This window comes from Flavobacterium sp. DSR2-3-3, assembly GCF_049896585.1.
Classification (GTDB): Bacteria; Bacteroidota; Bacteroidia; order Flavobacteriales; family Flavobacteriaceae; genus Flavobacterium.
Map to the genome: position 1 here is coordinate 31,583 of NZ_JAFCUP010000010.1, position 17,439 is coordinate 49,021.

The 17,439-nt window shown below is 32.0% G+C and carries 15 protein-coding genes, 1 tRNA gene and 1 pseudogene; 10 read left to right on the forward strand and 7 right to left on the reverse strand.

Features of this window, described 5'->3' with window-relative positions; genetic code table 11:
• Nucleotides 1-2: 2 nt before the first annotated feature.
• Both ACP7AQ_RS13130 and ACP7AQ_RS13135 read left to right on the forward strand, forming a co-directional pair.
• Nucleotides 3-2,846: a PAS domain S-box protein gene (locus tag ACP7AQ_RS13130; protein WP_426095783.1), complete on the forward strand. Its 2,844-nt coding sequence runs from the start codon at nucleotides 3-5 to the stop codon at nucleotides 2,844-2,846.
• Complete coding sequence (locus ACP7AQ_RS13135; protein WP_426065169.1) at nucleotides 2,843-3,277, forward strand: response regulator; 435 nt, start codon at nucleotides 2,843-2,845, stop codon at nucleotides 3,275-3,277. The genes ACP7AQ_RS13130 and ACP7AQ_RS13135 overlap by 4 nt, the downstream gene beginning before the upstream one ends.
• A gap of 24 nt (nucleotides 3,278-3,301) precedes the next feature.
• On the opposite strand, the gene ACP7AQ_RS13140 is transcribed toward ACP7AQ_RS13135, so the two are convergent.
• A complete protein-coding gene (locus ACP7AQ_RS13140; protein WP_426095784.1) occupies nucleotides 3,302-3,847 on the reverse strand; it encodes a hypothetical protein in 546 nt (181 codons plus the stop codon).
• 90 nt (nucleotides 3,848-3,937) lie between these two features.
• Here ACP7AQ_RS13140 and ACP7AQ_RS13145 point away from each other — a divergent pair, with 90 nt between their 5' ends.
• The 6 genes and pseudogenes from ACP7AQ_RS13145 (at nucleotide 3,938) to ACP7AQ_RS13170 (ending at nucleotide 9,442) form a co-directional block, all read left to right on the forward strand.
• Entirely contained in the window at nucleotides 3,938-4,183 is a 246-nt protein-coding gene (locus tag ACP7AQ_RS13145; protein ID WP_091204675.1) for a hypothetical protein, read from the forward strand.
• Between the two features lie 173 nt (nucleotides 4,184-4,356).
• The gene (locus ACP7AQ_RS13150) at nucleotides 4,357-4,797 is read left to right on the forward strand and encodes a KTSC domain-containing protein (protein WP_426095785.1); all 441 of its coding nucleotides are present in this window, start codon (nucleotides 4,357-4,359) and stop codon (nucleotides 4,795-4,797) included.
• An 803-nt stretch (nucleotides 4,798-5,600) separates the two neighbouring features.
• Nucleotides 5,601-6,365 (forward strand): DUF4369 domain-containing protein, encoded by a 765-nt coding sequence (locus ACP7AQ_RS13155; RefSeq protein ID WP_426065167.1) that lies wholly within the window; start codon nucleotides 5,601-5,603, stop codon nucleotides 6,363-6,365.
• An 18-nt stretch (nucleotides 6,366-6,383) separates the two neighbouring features.
• Nucleotides 6,384-6,770, forward strand: a pseudogene (locus ACP7AQ_RS13160) (TlpA family protein disulfide reductase); the annotation flags it as partial.
• A gap of 174 nt (nucleotides 6,771-6,944) precedes the next feature.
• A tRNA-Tyr gene (locus tag ACP7AQ_RS13165) sits at nucleotides 6,945-7,025 on the forward strand.
• A gap of 254 nt (nucleotides 7,026-7,279) precedes the next feature.
• Nucleotides 7,280-9,442 (forward strand): S9 family peptidase, encoded by a 2,163-nt coding sequence (locus tag ACP7AQ_RS13170; protein ID WP_426065166.1) that lies wholly within the window; start codon nucleotides 7,280-7,282, stop codon nucleotides 9,440-9,442.
• 105 nt (nucleotides 9,443-9,547) lie between these two features.
• On the opposite strand, the gene ACP7AQ_RS13175 is transcribed toward ACP7AQ_RS13170, so the two are convergent.
• Complete coding sequence (locus tag ACP7AQ_RS13175) at nucleotides 9,548-10,591, reverse strand: NAD(P)-dependent alcohol dehydrogenase (protein ID WP_426095786.1); 1,044 nt, start codon at nucleotides 10,589-10,591, stop codon at nucleotides 9,548-9,550.
• Between the two features lie 232 nt (nucleotides 10,592-10,823).
• On the opposite strand from ACP7AQ_RS13175, the gene ACP7AQ_RS13180 reads away from it, so the two are divergent.
• On the forward strand, nucleotides 10,824-11,258 hold the full coding sequence (locus tag ACP7AQ_RS13180) for a DUF6526 family protein (RefSeq protein WP_426095787.1): 435 nt from the start codon (nucleotides 10,824-10,826) through the stop codon (nucleotides 11,256-11,258).
• A gap of 102 nt (nucleotides 11,259-11,360) precedes the next feature.
• Nucleotides 11,361-11,930, forward strand: a complete 570-nt coding sequence (locus ACP7AQ_RS13185) for a pentapeptide repeat-containing protein (protein WP_426095788.1) — start codon at nucleotides 11,361-11,363, stop codon at nucleotides 11,928-11,930.
• Nucleotides 11,931-11,934: 4 nt separating this feature from the next.
• Here the strand turns inward: ACP7AQ_RS13185 and ACP7AQ_RS13190 are convergent, their stop codons facing one another.
• From ACP7AQ_RS13190 to ACP7AQ_RS13210, 5 genes are all read right to left on the reverse strand, one after another.
• The gene (locus ACP7AQ_RS13190; RefSeq protein WP_426095789.1) at nucleotides 11,935-12,615 is read right to left on the reverse strand and encodes an ABC transporter ATP-binding protein; all 681 of its coding nucleotides are present in this window, start codon (nucleotides 12,613-12,615) and stop codon (nucleotides 11,935-11,937) included.
• Between the two features lie 2 nt (nucleotides 12,616-12,617).
• Nucleotides 12,618-13,874 carry an ABC transporter permease gene (locus tag ACP7AQ_RS13195; protein WP_426095790.1) on the reverse strand — a complete coding sequence of 419 codons (1,257 nt, stop codon included), beginning with the start codon at nucleotides 13,872-13,874 and terminating at the stop codon, nucleotides 12,618-12,620.
• Nucleotides 13,874-14,968 carry an efflux RND transporter periplasmic adaptor subunit gene (locus ACP7AQ_RS13200; protein ID WP_426095791.1) on the reverse strand — a complete coding sequence of 365 codons (1,095 nt, stop codon included), beginning with the start codon at nucleotides 14,966-14,968 and terminating at the stop codon, nucleotides 13,874-13,876. Before ACP7AQ_RS13200 ends, ACP7AQ_RS13195 begins: the two co-directional genes overlap by 1 nt.
• A 194-nt stretch (nucleotides 14,969-15,162) precedes the next feature.
• Nucleotides 15,163-16,959: an ATP-binding protein gene (locus ACP7AQ_RS13205; RefSeq protein ID WP_426095792.1), complete on the reverse strand. Its 1,797-nt coding sequence runs from the start codon at nucleotides 16,957-16,959 to the stop codon at nucleotides 15,163-15,165.
• A gap of 10 nt (nucleotides 16,960-16,969) precedes the next feature.
• Complete coding sequence (locus tag ACP7AQ_RS13210) at nucleotides 16,970-17,422, reverse strand: response regulator (protein WP_426095793.1); 453 nt, start codon at nucleotides 17,420-17,422, stop codon at nucleotides 16,970-16,972.
• Nucleotides 17,423-17,439 lie beyond the last annotated feature (17 nt).

The following is a 17,439-nucleotide window of genomic DNA, read 5'->3' on the forward strand; positions in this document are numbered from 1 at the left end:
ACATGAAGTCTGAAAAAAAATACCCAAAATTCATCAGATGGTTCTTAAAAAGACCAAAAACAACAGGCTTCATAACATTTTTATTCTTAAGTTATGTAGCGGCATTTATCGTCTCACAACAATATAAGCTGATAAAAGAAGATCAGGAACGCGAGATGAATAACATATTACTTGTTGTTCATCAAAATATCGAACAAGCCCTTAAAAACTGCTACACGACTACTTTAACGTTGGCACTAACCATTAACGATAAAGGCATTCCTGAAAATTTTGATTACGTGAGTGAAAAATTAATGGAATCAAATGCCAATATTAATGCTGTTCAATTAGTCCCTGATGGAATAATAAAATATATTTATCCGCAAAAAGGAAATGAAGCGGCTTTGAATTTAAATATTTTAACTAACCCAAGTCTTAAAAAAGAAGCCTTAAAATCAATCATTAAAAAAAAGATGTATTTTGCCGGTCCTTTTGTATTGAAACAAGGCGGAGTGGGAATTGTAGGGCGGTTTCCCGTTTTTCAAAATAATAAGTTTTGGGGATTCTCCGCAGTTGTAATTAAATTAGAAACTTTTTTAAAAGCTTCTGGAATTAAAAACGTGGATGATTCAAAATATTTTTTTCAGTTTTCAAAATACAATGCGGAGAAACAAAAGGAGATTTTCTATTTGCCCAACAAAACTGATTTCTCAGAAAATTATAATATATGTACAGACATACCGGATGGTGACTGGAAATTATATTTAATATCAAAAAACAAAAATTATCTGTATTCACAGATTTTAATTCCGGGAATTATTGGAATTATTCTTGCGGCACTTTTTGGTGTTTTAATTTATACACTTTTAAAAATTCCAGAGGAATTACAATCTTTAGTAACTACACAAGCCACCAAATTATTAAATTCTGAAATAAAATTTAAAATTATTTTTGATCAAGCAGCGGTTGGTATTGCTAATATCAACATTGCAACAGGGAATTTTTTGGAAGTAAACAATAAATTTTGTGAACTTTTAGGCTACACTCAGAATGAAATGAAACAAAAGAATTTTCAATCTTTAACGCATCCTGATGATCTTAAAAAAGATTTAACAAATGTATATAATCTGGAAAAAGGAATAATCAATGAATATTCCATGGAAAAAAGATATTATACAAACCAAGGAAAAATTATTTGGGTAAATTTAAATGTTAAGCCAATAATAGATAAAAACAAAAAGCAAATAAGCGCAATTTCAATTATTGAAGATATTACCTTAAAAAAGGAAGCTGAAGAATTGATCAAAAAAAGTGAAATTCGATTCAAAAGTTTATTCGAAGACTCGCCATTGCCTCTCAGAGAAGAGGATTTTTTAGATGTTAAAAAATATCTGGAGGAATTAAATTTGATGGGGAAAACCAAAGAAAAAGTAACAGAATATTTCAACAGTAATCCGGCAGTTGTCGATAAATGTCATTCCTTAATTAAAATTATCAGTGCTAACAGAGCTAACTTGTCGCTTTATAAAGTTTCCACATTAAAGGAATTAATTAGTATCAAAAAAGAATTGTTTAATGTGAAGTCCAAAGAACATTTCATAAAAAATTTGATCTCAATTACTCAAGATAAAAAACAATTTATTATTGACACCGTAATAAAAGATGCTGAGGGCAAATTACGAGACATTAACTTAAGGTGGAATGTAATTCGTGGTTACGAAAAAACATTAGAACGAATCATTGTTTCCACAGAAGACATTACTGATCGTAAATACTCTGAAAAAATAATTCTAGATTCCCAACAAAGAATTAAATCGCTGATCAATACCATTGACGGAATTGTTTGGGAGTGCGATGCTACTGATTTTTCTTTTAATTTTATTAGTCAGAAAGTTGAAAACATACTAGGTTATACCCCTGAGGAATGGCTTAAAAGTCCTACTTTTTGGCGCGACCATATCTATGCAGAAGATAGTGAATGGGTTCAGAATTATTGTATGAAACAAACAAATGACAATGCCGACCATGATTTTGAGTATAGAATGGTAGCCAAAAATGGAGATTTAGTTTGGCTGCGTGACATCGTAAATGTTGTCATTAAAAATGGTAAAGCAGAGAGATTACGTGGCATTATGATTGATATTACCAAAACAAAAGAAGCTGAAAAAGATTTAAATACATCCTTTAATCTTGTTACAGAACAAAATAAAAGATTGTTGAATTTTTCTTATATCGTTTCTCACAACTTAAGATCGCATACGAGCAATATTGCTTCAATAGTTGATTTAATTGAAACCTCAGAATCTGAAGAAGAAAGGGAACAAATGATGGAACTTTTAAAAACAGTATCTAATTCGCTTAACGAAACTATGCTTCACCTGAACGAAGTAATTAACATTAGAACAAATATTAGTTTAGTATCGGAACCTTTATATTTAGACCAATATATTAACACAGTAAAAAATGTACTTTCAAAACAAATTTCGTCAAATGATGTCACTATTTTAACAGATATTCCAACGGACACAATGATAAATTATAATCCGGCCTATCTAGAAAGCATCCTTTATAATATTATTTCAAATTCTATACGTTATCGACATAACAGTAGAAAACCAATCATAAAAATTAATTTTGTAAAAGAAAATGACGTAAATGTCCTTCAAATTTCAGATAATGGAATAGGAATTGATCTCGTCAGAAATGCCAACAAAATTTTCGGCATGTATAAAACTTTCTCTAACAATTCTGATTCAAAAGGAATAGGATTGTTCATTACAAAAAATCAAGTTGATGCTATGGGAGGAACAATTACTGTAGAAAGTGAACCTAATGTTGGAACTACATTTAAAATCTACATTCAATGATAAAAAAAGCAATCTGGATAGTGGACGATGATGCAATTTACCAAATAATCGTAAATAAAATAATTCAACGATCTGAAATGTTTTCTGCGATTTTCTCTTTCAAAAATGGAAAAGAAGCTATTGATGATTTGTATAATGCTTTAGAAATTAATGCCAATCTTCCGGATATAATTTTACTGGATATCAATATGCCAATAATGGATGGCTGGGAATTTATGGACGAAATGGGAATAATAAAACCTAAATTTCCTAAAGAAATTGTTGTTTACATCGTAAGCTCATCTATTGCTTTTGAAGACAAAACCAAATCAAAGTCTTATGAAAACATTTTAGGTTATTTATCTAAACCGATTACAGTAAATGATTTGGTATTAATTGCATCGAACGATGAAATGCTGAAAAATCGACCCATAAAGGAAATTTTAAGGTAAAAAAAAATCATTCTCAAAATGGTTTTACATGAATTCTTTTTTTATTTCTTCCAGACCTCTATTGGTAAAGATAAGTTCATCGATAATTTTTTTTCTCAAAAGATTAATATCATCACATTCAAAATACTTGGCCCAGGAAGTAAGATTAAACAAATTCCGAATCTGCTTGATGCGTTTAGTCGTTTCAAAGCTGGTTCGCAATACTGCTTTTTTATCGTAGGTTGGATTATTCTTATGTTGATAATTGGCCTTTTTCTCTTGGTAATTTGCTTCTAAATAATAGAGCTCTTCAACAGTATTATCCGGATAAAAATTTTCCCACGACGCATAGCCCAATTTAATTTTGGAAATGGTTTCAGGTTCTAAAGGCTTCAGACGCCATTTGCTATTAGCCAATCGACCCCAATGATTTGACAAGCGATACATTCCTGTTTTAGTGTAATAATACTTGCTCCCTGATTTGCTGGCGTACTGAATTTTTAATCCATTCACAGCATCCATGGATATTTCATCAAATGCACAGAAAGTATTTTTAAAGGAATTAAGGTTTGGCCGAAAAATTTTTTCCATGAGGCAAAGGTAATCAGAAAGCCCAAATCGTAGCAAGACAAACTATATTTGACTAACTTTGCCCACTAGATTTTTTAAAATAAACGGATTATGACAAAAGCTTCTGAAGAAAGAATGTTACAAAAAGGTGTTTACACAGGAATTATGGAAAAAGATGAAAATAACAACTTTTTTTGTGGAGAATATCTTTTAGATTATAAAATGGCACAAAAACATGCCGTTGGAGATTACATTACTATAAAATCAATTATTGAAAATCCCAGTGATATTAGTTACAACAAATATCAAAAAAAATCGAAAAATTTTGATAAAGCAAATAATAAGCCGCAACAATAGTTAATTTTCAGCTCTAAAATTCTTTAGATAAGAGCACTAAAAAGTACTTTTTTTGAAAATTTACTGGTGTGAATCCAAAAAAATAAAAAAAAGTGTACCTTTGCAAAAAATTTGTCGATTTTGAAATCAAATTATATTGATTTTATAATAAAAGACAAGTAGTTACCTTATTTATGAAAAAAATAGTTGAATACCGCAAACTGCTAAATGTAGATAAAACTGCAGAGCTGAAAGATTTGAAAACGATTTATCGTAATGCGATGAAAGAATCACATCCTGATAAATTTTCAGGTGACGAAGCTGGATTGAAAGCTGCAGAAGAAAATAGTAAAAAAATTATTGAAGCATACCACTTTTTGGTTAGTATCAATCCTGAGACTACAAAAGCAAACTTGCCAGAATATACTCAAACCATTTCTACATCAACAATCACAGATTATAAATTTGTTGAAGGAAGATTAATTATCAATTTTTCAAATGGTAGTGTTTATGAATACATCAGCGTTCCTAAAGCAACTTACGTCAAAATGGTAAACGCAGATTCTCCTGGAAGATTTGCAAAAAGACACATTTTGAATTCATTTACTTGGAGAAAAACAATCAATCAAGATTAAATATTTTCAAGTAAAAAAAAGATACAAGCATCCTATTAAAGGATGCTTTTTTTGTTTAAGTGGGTATGCCAATCTATTTTTAAAATAGATTGAATCAATTAATTTGACAAACACTTTTGTGCAATACACTTGTTTTTAGCAACTTAGTAAATCAAATTATACCAAATTACTTTATTTACCATGAAAGATTTTTGCAAGCTTTACCAATCACAATATAAAAAAGCGAAAGAAACACTTGATATTCTTGAAAAACAAAGAGACCAAATTGATCTTAATTTGCATTCAAATTCACCTTGTTTTATTCTTCATAAAGAATTGAGAATTGTAAAGTTAAATATTTAAGATTACAGAAAATGAAATGGAACACGTTGAATCCGACATTATTAAATGCGGCTCAGAAAATGTTGATGAAACAGAACTAACGGTGTAATACGTTAGTTAATTTTCAATTTAAACATCGGCAACTACACTAATTTATTATCTACACTACTCGGCTGACGCGCAATAATGATATTCTGATTTAATATTGCTCAAAATTTTAAATGCATTTTATCCTAATTAATTCAAAGTCTGTTTTTAAAGTTTTTTTCTTTGTCCTAAGAAAAAGTATCTTAACTCCTTTAAAATGAATGAATTACCAATGCAAACTGTAGCCATAAATTATGAACGGAATTAGCATCACTCCATTATTAAAATAATACAAAATAAATACCAAATTATAACAAAAATTTAGGTTCAAAAATTATTTGTATTTTATATTTTTTAAATACTTTTGCAGACTTAACTCAATTAACTAATTAATAATGAAAAAAATAATTTTATTACTTTCAGCGGCTGTAGTTTTAATTTCCTGTAGCAAAGTTGGCAAAGACGAATACCTCATTACAGGAACTGCAACAGGAATTGATAATGGTAAAACTATTATCTTGGAAACACAAGATGCAACCGGAATGATGTTACCAAAAGACACTGTAAAAGTTCAAAACGGTAAATTTGAAATGAAAGGATCTATTACAGAGCCTGCTTTTTACACCATTCAATTAGAAGGAGCACAAGCTAAAATACCTTTAATATTAGAAAATGGAGAAGTAACTATTGCCATTGATAAAGACAGCATTCAAAAATCGAAAGTTTCAGGTACTTATAATAATGACGAGTATGTAACTTTCAATAAAGAAATCACTCAAGTTCAAAAGAAACTTATGGATTTCCAAAGTAAAAACATGCAGGCTATGAATGCCGCACAACAAGCCAAAGATACTGTTGTAATCAATGGATTGATGAAAGAATTTTCTAAAATTCAAGAAGAAGTTGGTGTAGCTTCGAAAGCAAAATATGTTGCTTATGCTGAAACACATCCTAAATCATTTATTACTGCTTTGATTATCCAAGGTATGTTGAACGATCCAACAGCTGATGTAGCAAAATCTGAAAAGTTATATAATAATTTAGAAGAATCATTGAAAAAAACAAAACCAGGTATTGCCATCAAAACTAAATTAGCTGAAATGAAAGCGCCAGCTGCTGTAGGAGCTGCTCCTGCTGCTCCTGCTGGAGAAGCTAAATGAAGAGCAGATTTTTCTGGTCCTAATCCTCAGGGAAAAATTATTTCTCTAAAAGAAAGTTTAGGAAAAGTAACTATAGTAGATTTTTGGGCATCTTGGTGTGGACCATGTCGTCAAGAAAATCCAAATGTTGTTGCTCTTTACAAAGAATTACACAGTAAAGGTCTTAACATTATTGGTGTATCGTTAGATAAAGATGCCAAAGCTTGGAAAGACGCTATAGCAAAAGATAAATTAACTTGGAATCAGGTTTCCAATTTAAAATTTTGGGATGAGCCTATCGCAGCGCAATATAAAGTGGAGTCTATTCCAGCAACTTTTATTCTTGATGCATCTGGAAATATAGTCGCAAAAGATTTACGAGGAGATGCACTTAGAGCTAAAATTTTAGAACTTTTAGCTAAATAAACAGCTTCATTGATACAAAATAAAAAAATCTCCCCAGTGGAGATTTTTTTATTTTATTCAATACCAATGTATTAAAAATAATACTGAAATTAAGTGCAAATTTAGTTTGGAAACATCGAAACAGTTTTTATATTTGCACCCAGTTAGCACAACAAGCAATGCTTGTTGAGTCTTGGGGAGATACTCAAGCGGCCAACGAGGGCAGACTGTAAATCTGCTGTGCAAACTTCGCAGGTTCGAATCCTGCTCTCCCCACTAGAACTCTTCAAGCAATTGAGGAGTTTTTTTATATCAATATTTTTATAAAATTGGTAAATTAAAAAAAATAGATTTTTGATGTATCAATCCTAATTTGTACTGTTGCGTGACAAATTATCAAATTACTTACAACAGGCTTTTATTTTATATATTTACTAAATAAAAGCATAGCCCTAAGCAAATAAATTAGGTTTATATCAGTTGTAAAAAGACTAACTTAAAAACAAACAACCACCCCTAACAAAATCAACATGATAAGAAAATTTTCGATCCTACTATTGTTTTTAATACAATTACATTCCGCAATCGCTCAAAATGGAAATGAAGCTGTTAATATTACAGATATGTTAAAAATTAAAACTGTTAGTAATGTAACGCTGACTCAAGATGGCAAACGAGCTGCTTTTACTGTGACTTCTATTGAAGCCGATGAAAATAATAAATTAGACTACAAATATCTCACACAGATTTTTACTACCGCTACTTTAAAAAATTCCGTACCCACACAACTTACTACAAATAAAGATGGAGCAACACGACCGGCATGGAGTCCGGACGGCAAAAAAATTGCTTTTGTCCGTTCAGTAGAGGACAAAATGCAAATTTTTATATTATTAATGGAAGGTGGAGAACCTATTCAATTGACAAAACATAAATACGGTGCAAGCAATCCGAAGTGGTCGCCAGATGGCAAAAAAATACTTTTTTCTGCAAGCATCCCGTTAAGAGATTTACTTCAAGACTCTATTTTAAACAAATCAAAAACAATTCCTACTTGGAAAATGGAGAAACCCGGTTTTGACAAAAATGAACATTTGTTGACTAATAGTGATAAAGCAAATCCAAACGGAAATTTATCAGAAATAAGAGCTTATTTAGATAAGAATGCAATAGATAAAAAAGCAATTGTATTGAATAAATTGAACTTTCAAAGTGAGTCAAATGTTTCTTCAGAAATGAATTTCAATCACTTCTTTGAAATAAATGTCTCCAAAGATGCTGAACCTCGTTTACTTACAAAAGGATTTTATAGTTTTAGTACTGCTGACTACACCCCAAACGGGAAACAAATAATGTTATCAGGAGATGTTGACACAATAGAAAATGCAGATCGTTCATTAGAAAGTGAGGTTTTCACAGTTGACACAAATGGCGAGAATTTTAAAATGATACTTGGCGAAAGCGGGAAAAGATACAATAGTGCCACTTTATCTCCATCAGGAAAATGGTTAGCGTTCTTGTCCAGTAATACTTCTTTTATAACCGTTCCTTCATTATCGATAATGCCTATTAATGGCACCGAAAAAGATATTGTAACAATCCCTTTTGATCGAAATAAATCGAATCTTACCTGGAGTAAAGATGACAAATATCTGTACTTTACGGCTCAAATGAACGGTGGTAATGTATTGCACAGAATTAACCGATTAACAAAAAAAATAGATGTTTTATCCAATGTTGATGCTGGTATTTCAAGTTTTGACATTGCAAATAATACGATTGTATTTTCTAAAACTCAGGTATCAAATCCTTCTGAATTATATTTTGCTGATGCCAATTTTAAAAATGAAAAAAAAGTAAGTGATTTTAATGATTGGGTTACAAATAAAAAATTGTCTTTTCCTGAAAAGAAAACATTTATTAACGATTTAGGGATGACTGTAGAATATTGGATTATGAAACCATCCAACTACAAACAAGGAGAAAAATATCCGTTATTGTTAGAAATTCATGGTGGCCCATCAGCAATGTGGGGTCCAGGTGAAGAAAGTATGTGGCATGAATACCAATATTTTTGTAGTAAAGGATATGGCATCGTTTATAGTAATCCAAGAGGTTCCGGTGGATATGGTTTGGATTTTTTAAGAGGTAATATTAATGACTGGGGCAAAGGTCCCGCAAGTGATGTGTTAACAGCATTAGACAAAACTATTGAAGAAGGTTGGGCTGACAACTCCAAGTTGCTTATTACCGGAGGTTCTTATGCAGGTTACCTAACAGCTTGGATCATAAGTCATGATAATCGTTTCAAAGCGGCTTGTGCGCAACGTGGTGTATATGATCTTAATACATTTTTTGGAGAAGGAAACGCATGGAGATTAGTTCCAAATTATTTTGGAGGGTATCCGTGGGAAACAAAAATAAAGGAAATTTTAACTCGTGAATCACCAATAAGCTATGTCCAAAATATTACAACACCTTTCATTATTTTTCATGGTGGCAACGATCGTCGTACCGGTTTTATTCAGGCAGAAATGATGTTTCGTAGTTTAAAAGTATTAAATCGACCAGTCGAGTTTGTCGTACACCCGGGAGCAACTCATGAAATAACTCGAAATGGTGACAATCGCCAACGAATGGATCAAATGCTACGAACTTATGAATTTTTTGAAAGATCCATTGAAAAAAAGTAAAATGAACTAAAATTTATACACTCATAAATTGGAATTCAAATTCTAGAAAAACATAAAAGCCCTGTACATTATAAAACGTACAGGGCTTTTTTTTAAAACTGTTGGCTATAATGTTGCCATATCAATTACAAAACGGTAACGCACATCGCCTTTTGTCATTCGATCGTAAGCATCATTTATGTTTTTGATATCAATCATTTCGATTTCAGAAACAATACCGTGTTCTGCACAGTAATCAAGCATTTCCTGAGTTTCTGGCAATCCACCTATCAAAGAACCCGCTAAGCTTTTTCTTCCTCCTATTAAGCTAAACGCACGAATCTCATATGGTGTTGGTGGTACTCCCACACAAATATGCACTCCGTTTACTCCTAACAATGACAAATACAGATTCAAATCATGTGGAGCAGAAACAGTATCAAGAATAAAATCGAAATACCCAGTTACACTTTTTAGTTGGTCTGCATCTTTAGTAACAATAAATTTGTGAGCACCTAATTTTTTAGCATCGGCTTCCTTCCCTGGAGATGTACTTAATACAGTAACCTCTGCACCAAAAGCAACACCAAATTTAACAGCCATATGACCCAAACCTCCTAAACCTAAAACAGCTAACTTGTGTCCTTTCCCTACTTTCCAATGCTTTAATGGAGAATAAGTAGTAATTCCAGCACAAAGCAATGGAGCAACCGCAGCTAAATTTAATTTATCTGAAACATGCAAAACAAAATCTTCATGAACAACTATAGTATTGGAATATCCACCATAAGTAGGCGTTTTTCCATCCTGTCCTAAAGCATTATATGTTTCAGTACTTCCGTTTAGGCAAAATTGCTCTAAACCTTCCTTACAGTTCTCACAGGTTCTACAAGAATCTACCAGACATCCTGTCCCTGCTAAATCTCCTACCTTAAACTTTTTGACATGACTTCCTATTTTTATCACTTTCCCTACAATTTCATGTCCCGGAACCATTGGAAATATTGCTCCACCCCAATCATCTTTTATTTGGTGAAGATCACTATGACAAACGCCACAAAATTGAATGTCGAATTGTACGTCATGTGGCCCAACTTCTCGTCTATCAAAATTCCATGGGGCTAAATCTGTTTTTGAATCCTGTACTGCGTATCCTTTCGTAGGTATCATATTTTTAATTTTTTATAAAATTATGGAATTAATTCCAGTCGGAAGTCATAAGAATTCCGAAGGTTTTCCCAAAATTTGACTTTTGGTTTAATACTATAAATAAAAAATAGCCATTAAAATTTTTAAAATCAGCGCACAAAATTATATTGTTTTGACTTTCTGATAATTAAAAAATCATACTGACTTTAAAATAAACTGTTTTAACTATCTTTAAAAAAAATTAAAAAAAATCATGGGAACACAATCTTATAAAAATCACATTCGGTACTATCCGCCTCATCATTTTGTATATTATCCCGTCATAATGGCGTTTTTAGCTTTCAGCATTTATTTCAGTTTCACTAATGAAAATTCATTGATTTGGGGATTTATCAGTGTTGTTTTTGTGGTGCTTTTGTGCCTTGCCTTTATGTTGCGTCAGCATTATGCGTTGACTTTACAAAATCGCATTGTACGTTTAGAGGTGCGCTATCGCTATTTTTTTATTACCGGAAAAAGATTAGAAGATTTTGAACACCAATTAAATGACGACCAGTTATTTGCGTTGCGTTTTGCCCCAGACAATGAACTTCCTGAACTTACGCAAAGAGCGCTAAAGGAAAATCTTTCGGGAAAAGCCATTAAAAAAGCCATTGTGAATTGGAAAGGAGATTACGATCGAGTTTAAAATTTTAAAATAATTATTTAAAATTTTGATTTTTATAGCTCTGTAATTTTGTTTCTTTATTGCGCAAAATAAGTACTTAAAACTTGAATTTAAAACCTATAAATGCCAGAATATTTTCTAGATATTGAATATAATAATATCATTTATAGCGAGGAAGAAGTCAATTTTAAGGAATTTGAATGCTGTACTTTTACCAACTGTAATTTCTCCCAATGTGTTTTTGTGGCGGTTACTTTCATAGACTGTACTTTTAATGATTGCACTTTTAGCAATGCCAAAATTAATTATGTCGCTTTTAGAACCGTGACCTTCAATCGGTGTGATATTAAAGACGTCAATTTTGCCATGTGCGATAAATTGATTTTCGAAATTGCTTTTACTGATTGTATTTTGGATTTCTCCAAATTTTATACCTTAAAAATCAAAGGAACATCATTCACCAATTGCAGTATTATTGCAGTCGATTTCATGAGTACTGATTTGACTGAAGTCGTTTTTGACAACTGTGATTTATACCGTTCTGAATTTGCAAAAGCAATTGCCAACAAAGCTAATTTTAAAACCAGTTATAATTATACGATTGATCCCAAAACAACAAAATTAAAGAAAGCCATTTTTGCTTTAGAAGGAATAAAAGGACTACTTTATAAACATGAAATTATAGTTCAATAGTGCTTTAAGAAATTATTTTTCCGTCTTCCATAACAATAATTCTGTTCGTTTTTTCGGCAAAATCAGTATCATGAGTAACAACTAGTAAAGTCTGATTTTTCTCTTGAGTTAATTTATTAAAAATATCAAAAACCAAGTCACTATTTTTCTTGTCTAAATTCCCTGTCGGTTCATCGCCCATTATAATCCACGGATCGTTTATTAAAGCACGTGCAATAGCTACCCGCTGTTTTTGTCCGCCGCTCAATTGATTTGGCATTTTCAGCGCCTGATCTTCCATGTCGAGTGTTTTTAAATGCTCCATAGCGCGATTCTCTAATTCTTTATTTGAATATTTAGCTAATTTCATCCCCGGAAGCATTACATTTTTCAACACATTATATTCTGCCAGTAAGTAATGAAACTGAAATACAAAGCCTATTTTTTCATTTCTGATTAATGCTAATTCTCTGTCGGTTTTTCCGGTAACAAGTTCGTTATGAATTAATATCTGACCTTCATATTCCGTGTCCATTGTAGAAAGTAAATACAACAAAGTTGATTTACCACAGCCAGATTTTCCTACAATGGAAACAAATTCGCCATGATTTACTCGCATACTTATTTCTTTCAACACTTGAAATTTTATAGGGTTGTAAAAATATTTATTAAGACCTTTTGTCTCTAAAACAGTATTATTTTCCATCTTTATTTCCCTCTGATAATTTCTACTGGATCTACTTTACTAGCTTTTAAAGCAGGAAAAAGTCCGGCAATGGTTGTTGTAAATAATGCAAAAGTAATCCCGATACCATAAAATAGCGGATTGTAATTAACAGGATAAGTTTTTACCGTGGGTAATGAAGCCGTTTCAAACGGAATAACATCAATAATTGAAGAGAAAATATAGCCAAACAGCAAACCAAACAATCCTCCAGCAAGTCCAATAATGATAGAAAGCGAAACAAAAATCCATTTCACATCATTACCGGAAAATCCAGTTGCTTTCAAAATCGCAATACTGTCCATTTTTTCATAAATCATCATATTCAGAATATTATAAATTCCAAAACCGGCGACAATTAGCAACACCACGCCAACGGAATAGGAAATGATACTTCGCACCGTACTTCCGGTTTCAAACTGAGAATTTGCAGTTTGATAATCAATCGCATCCAGATTAAAGTTATCCCGAAACTCTTTCGCAACAGCAGTTGCAGTAGCCATATTATATAAATTTAGCTGAATATCGGTGATGTAGTTTGTAGGTTCTCCCAATATTTTTTGGGCTGTCGCCAAAGAGGTAAAACTCGTCACATTGTCGATTTCAGCAATCCCAATTTCAGAAATACCCACAATTTTAAGCGAAGCTAAATTTCCTTTAGAAGTGGTAATCTTGATAATGTCACCTTTGGTAAGAAGCATTTTATCCGATAAACCTTTTCCAATAATAATGCTATTATTTTGAAGCAAATCAGCTACTTTTCCCTCTATGATGTAATCACTGATTTTAAATAATTTATCTTCAGATAAAACATCAATTCCATTTATTATTCCTGAAATTTCGATCGTCCCCGAATTAAAAAAAACGGGCGAAGTCACCTTTGGAGCAACATCAATCACGCGAGAATCTTGTTTTAAAACAGCCAGAATTGTTTTGCTGTTATAAATGGATTTTCCACGGTCTTTCGGCTTAATCGAACGAACAAAATTGGTTTTTTTCTTGAACGCTTCGGATGAAAGTATGGGTTGATTTTCCGAAGGCTTTATTTCATTATATAGCAGTATATGGGGCGTTCTATTGAGCATTAAGCCATCTAATAAATCATTTAAACCATTCATAAAACTAACCAAAGCAATAAACATAGCAATACTGAACGTTACGCCAATAGCAGCAACAATCGTTTGCTTCAATCTTGCACGAAGCAAATGCATAGCAATATTTAAAATCAGTTTAAAGTTCATTATTTGGGTTTATAGATCGTTTCTTCAGCGGTTAATCCTGATATTATTTCCACTTTTTGATAATCGCTCAAACCGGTTTTCACTTCCCTTTTTTCTTCTTTGTTTACTAAAACATATTTGCCTTCTATCAAATATGATTTTGGAATCGTGATGGTATTCTGCTTTATCTGAATGATAATATTGGCTTCAGCAGTAAGATTTGGATACAGTTTTAAAGGTGGTTTCATAAAAGATGCTTCGATTTTAAAAGTACGGGATCGCTCGTTCATTATCGGGTAAATTTTATCAATAACGGCCTCAAAAACCTGTCCTCTATAACTATCCATTGTCACCAATACTTTTTGTCCCGTGCTCACGCGAACCATATCATTTTCGTCCACTTCTAATTCCAATAAAAAGGAATCGGATTGACCAATTATCGCCAAAGGAGTTTGCGGCGTAACTAATGTTCCTTCTTTCACCAATACATCAAACAATTGTCCGGAAAAGGCACTTTTGACGATAAAATCACTTTGGGATTTCTGGTTTATTCGTAGATTGACAGCATTTCTGCTTTGATCATTCTCCAATTGGGCTTTGAGTTGTGCCAATTGTTTTCTAGCCGATTCATGATTAATTTTGGAACTTTTGAATGCTAATTCTACTCTTTCAAAATCAACTTCCGAAATGCCTCCCTGATTTTTGATGTTTTTATTTCGGTTGTAAATGGATTCGTCCAACGTTAATTTATCTCTGCTTGATTGGACTTTCATTTGCATTTCGGCAATTTTATCTTGGATATACCGACTGCTTTCCAGACTTAATTGATACGCTAAAAGAGCGTTTTCCGTATTCAATTCCGCTTTATCACTTTCCAATTCAAATAAAGACTGTCCTTTAGTAATGGATTGACCAGCGGTAACATTTACTTTTTGTAACGTGCCGTTTACAGTAGCGTAGACCGTATATTGTCCTTCTGCTTTGATAACTCCAGAGGCATAAACACTTTCCGTAACTTCACCTATTGTTGGTTTAATTTCTTCTGCTTTATTTTTGGAACAAGAAAGCAAACTGAGGAGTAGCAAATAAAATAATAATCGTAATTGTAAACTCATTTCGCTTCTTATTTAATTTTTTGAATTGTTGTGAATTCTTTCTATAAATGTACAACAATATCCATTTTGAAGCTACATTCATTAGTTCAAATTAGAAGTGAGAAAAAATTTAATACGCTAAATTATGAGGTAAAATGAAGCTTTTTTCCGCATGAGAGCATAATGCTATTTCTGAATAATTTTAAAAACCTCTATTAAAGCGAATCTCTTCTTGGAAAAAATATGTAGAATTTAGATCCGAGATTAGGCGTGCTTTTCACTTTGATAAAGCCTTGATGATTTTCCACAATTCTGCTGCAAATAGCCAGTCCAAGCCCAGTTCCTGCGTATTTAGCATCGGTTTCCAATCGTTTGAATAAAAGAAATATTTTATCGGCATATTCCTGTTTAAAACCAATTCCATTATCCGAAATTACAATCTTATAATACTCCTTCTTGCTATCTATATTATAATTTCGCAAGTCTCTTTTTGTAACCTTTTTAGAAACTACGCTGATTTGAGGACTTACTTCCTCCCTGCTGTAATTAAGCGCATTGGAAATTAAATTAATAAAAAGTTGTTTAATCTGGAAAGGTATGGCGATAAGTGTTGGTAACTTACCAATTAAAATTTCTGCCTTTTTCTCTTCAATACTACACGATAAATCAAGGAGAATTTCGTCTAAAACTAAATTTAAATCCGTTGCTGCAAAAACCTTGTCGCCTTTTATTGTTCGGGAATAATTTACCAAATCAATTAACAATGTCTGCATTCTATTTGCCGCAGTTCGTATTTTAGAAAAATAATCTTTTCCTTGTTGTGTCAGCAAATGCAATTCTTTTTCTTCTAATCTGGAAATAAATATTTGAATTTTACGCAATGGTTCTTGTAAATCGTGGCTCACAATATTATTAAATGATTCCAGTTCTGCATTTATATATTCCAGTTCTTTGTTATTATTTTCTAATTCAAGCGTCTTGTGGTGTTGACTTGTAATGTCATAAATAACGCCTATTTTGAATGAATCTCCATTTCCATCTGTAGTAAAACTTCCAACAGCCCTAATATGTTTTACTTCACCGTCAGCAGTTAAAAATCGAAAATTCATTGCAGTAGATTCATTATTTATCAAAGAATCCTCGTGTATTTTAGTTACATATTCTAAATCCTCAGGATAAATAAAGGCTTTTGTGTTTTCAATATTAGGTTCGAAAGCATTAGGTTCAACTCCCATTAAACGGTATAAATTATCTGAAAAAGTGTAGGTGTTCGCTTCTATGTTTAACATCCAATGTCCAAATCCTGCTGTCATTTCTGCAGTGTTATAGGACTTATTAAGCAATTTTAATTTATCATTTGCTTTCTGCAGTTCCGCAATATCCACATTCATTTTATTAAAAGACAGAAATAAGACCAAAAGCGTTACGATCACCAATAAAAAAGCAGTGATAATCAAGTCATTCAATTCAAATTGATGACTGTCGTTTTGCAGCTTTGTTTTTATATTTTCCGAAAATACTATTTTGCTAACAAAGCTTCTCATCATTTCAGTAACTTCGCTACTTTCAACCATTTTTGCATTCAATGCCAATCGATTGTCATTTTTACTTTTTGCAACAATCAATGTCTCGCGAAATAGCTTAAATCTTTGGTCTATAATTTTTTTGAGGCTATCAATATCTTGATTTCTGGATGAATCATTGACCGATAACTCTTTTAATTTTTCAATACTTCGTTCAATTTTACCACGACTTAAAAATCGATTTTCAATATAACTCTCGTCTTTTGTAATGATGAAACTGCGTAAACTTGTTTCGTAATTACTGATTACGGATAACAGGTTTTCTAATTCATCTTGGGATTCATTGGAATTTGCAATCAGTTCAACGGTTGCGTTGAGCTTGTGCATTTGATAATAAAATTGAGAAGCAATGTACATCACAACTACAATTGCTATAGCCAAAGCGATTTTGAATACTTGAGTATTTTTCAGTAATCTTAAAATTTTCATTATTTAAGATTTACAAACTATAGAAAAAGGTTTCTTTGTTTAAGCCTAAAGATTGGTATTGCCAGTTCATGTTTACCACATCTTTAATTACCTTTTTTAATTTCGAAAAATCGTTTGGCTTTTTTATATAAATATTGGCCCCTCCCACTAAAGTATCTTCGATATCTTTTTCTGACGAAGAAGTGGAATATATTGCAATAGAAATATCATTAAAACGAGCATTTGCTCTTATTTCGCGGAGACATTCGTTACCCGTTTTGCAAGGCATATTTAAATCCAGAAATAAAACATGTGGCAGCTTATTTTCAGGATTGTGAAGATAATCCATCAAATCTTTTCCATCTTTACAGGAAGTCAGCTTATTATCCATTTTTAGCTCAGCCAACGCTTCATTAAAAAGTTGAATATCATCTTCATCATCGTCAGCAATCAAAATATGTATTCTATTTATATTATTAATCATGAAATATTCGGGTGTAG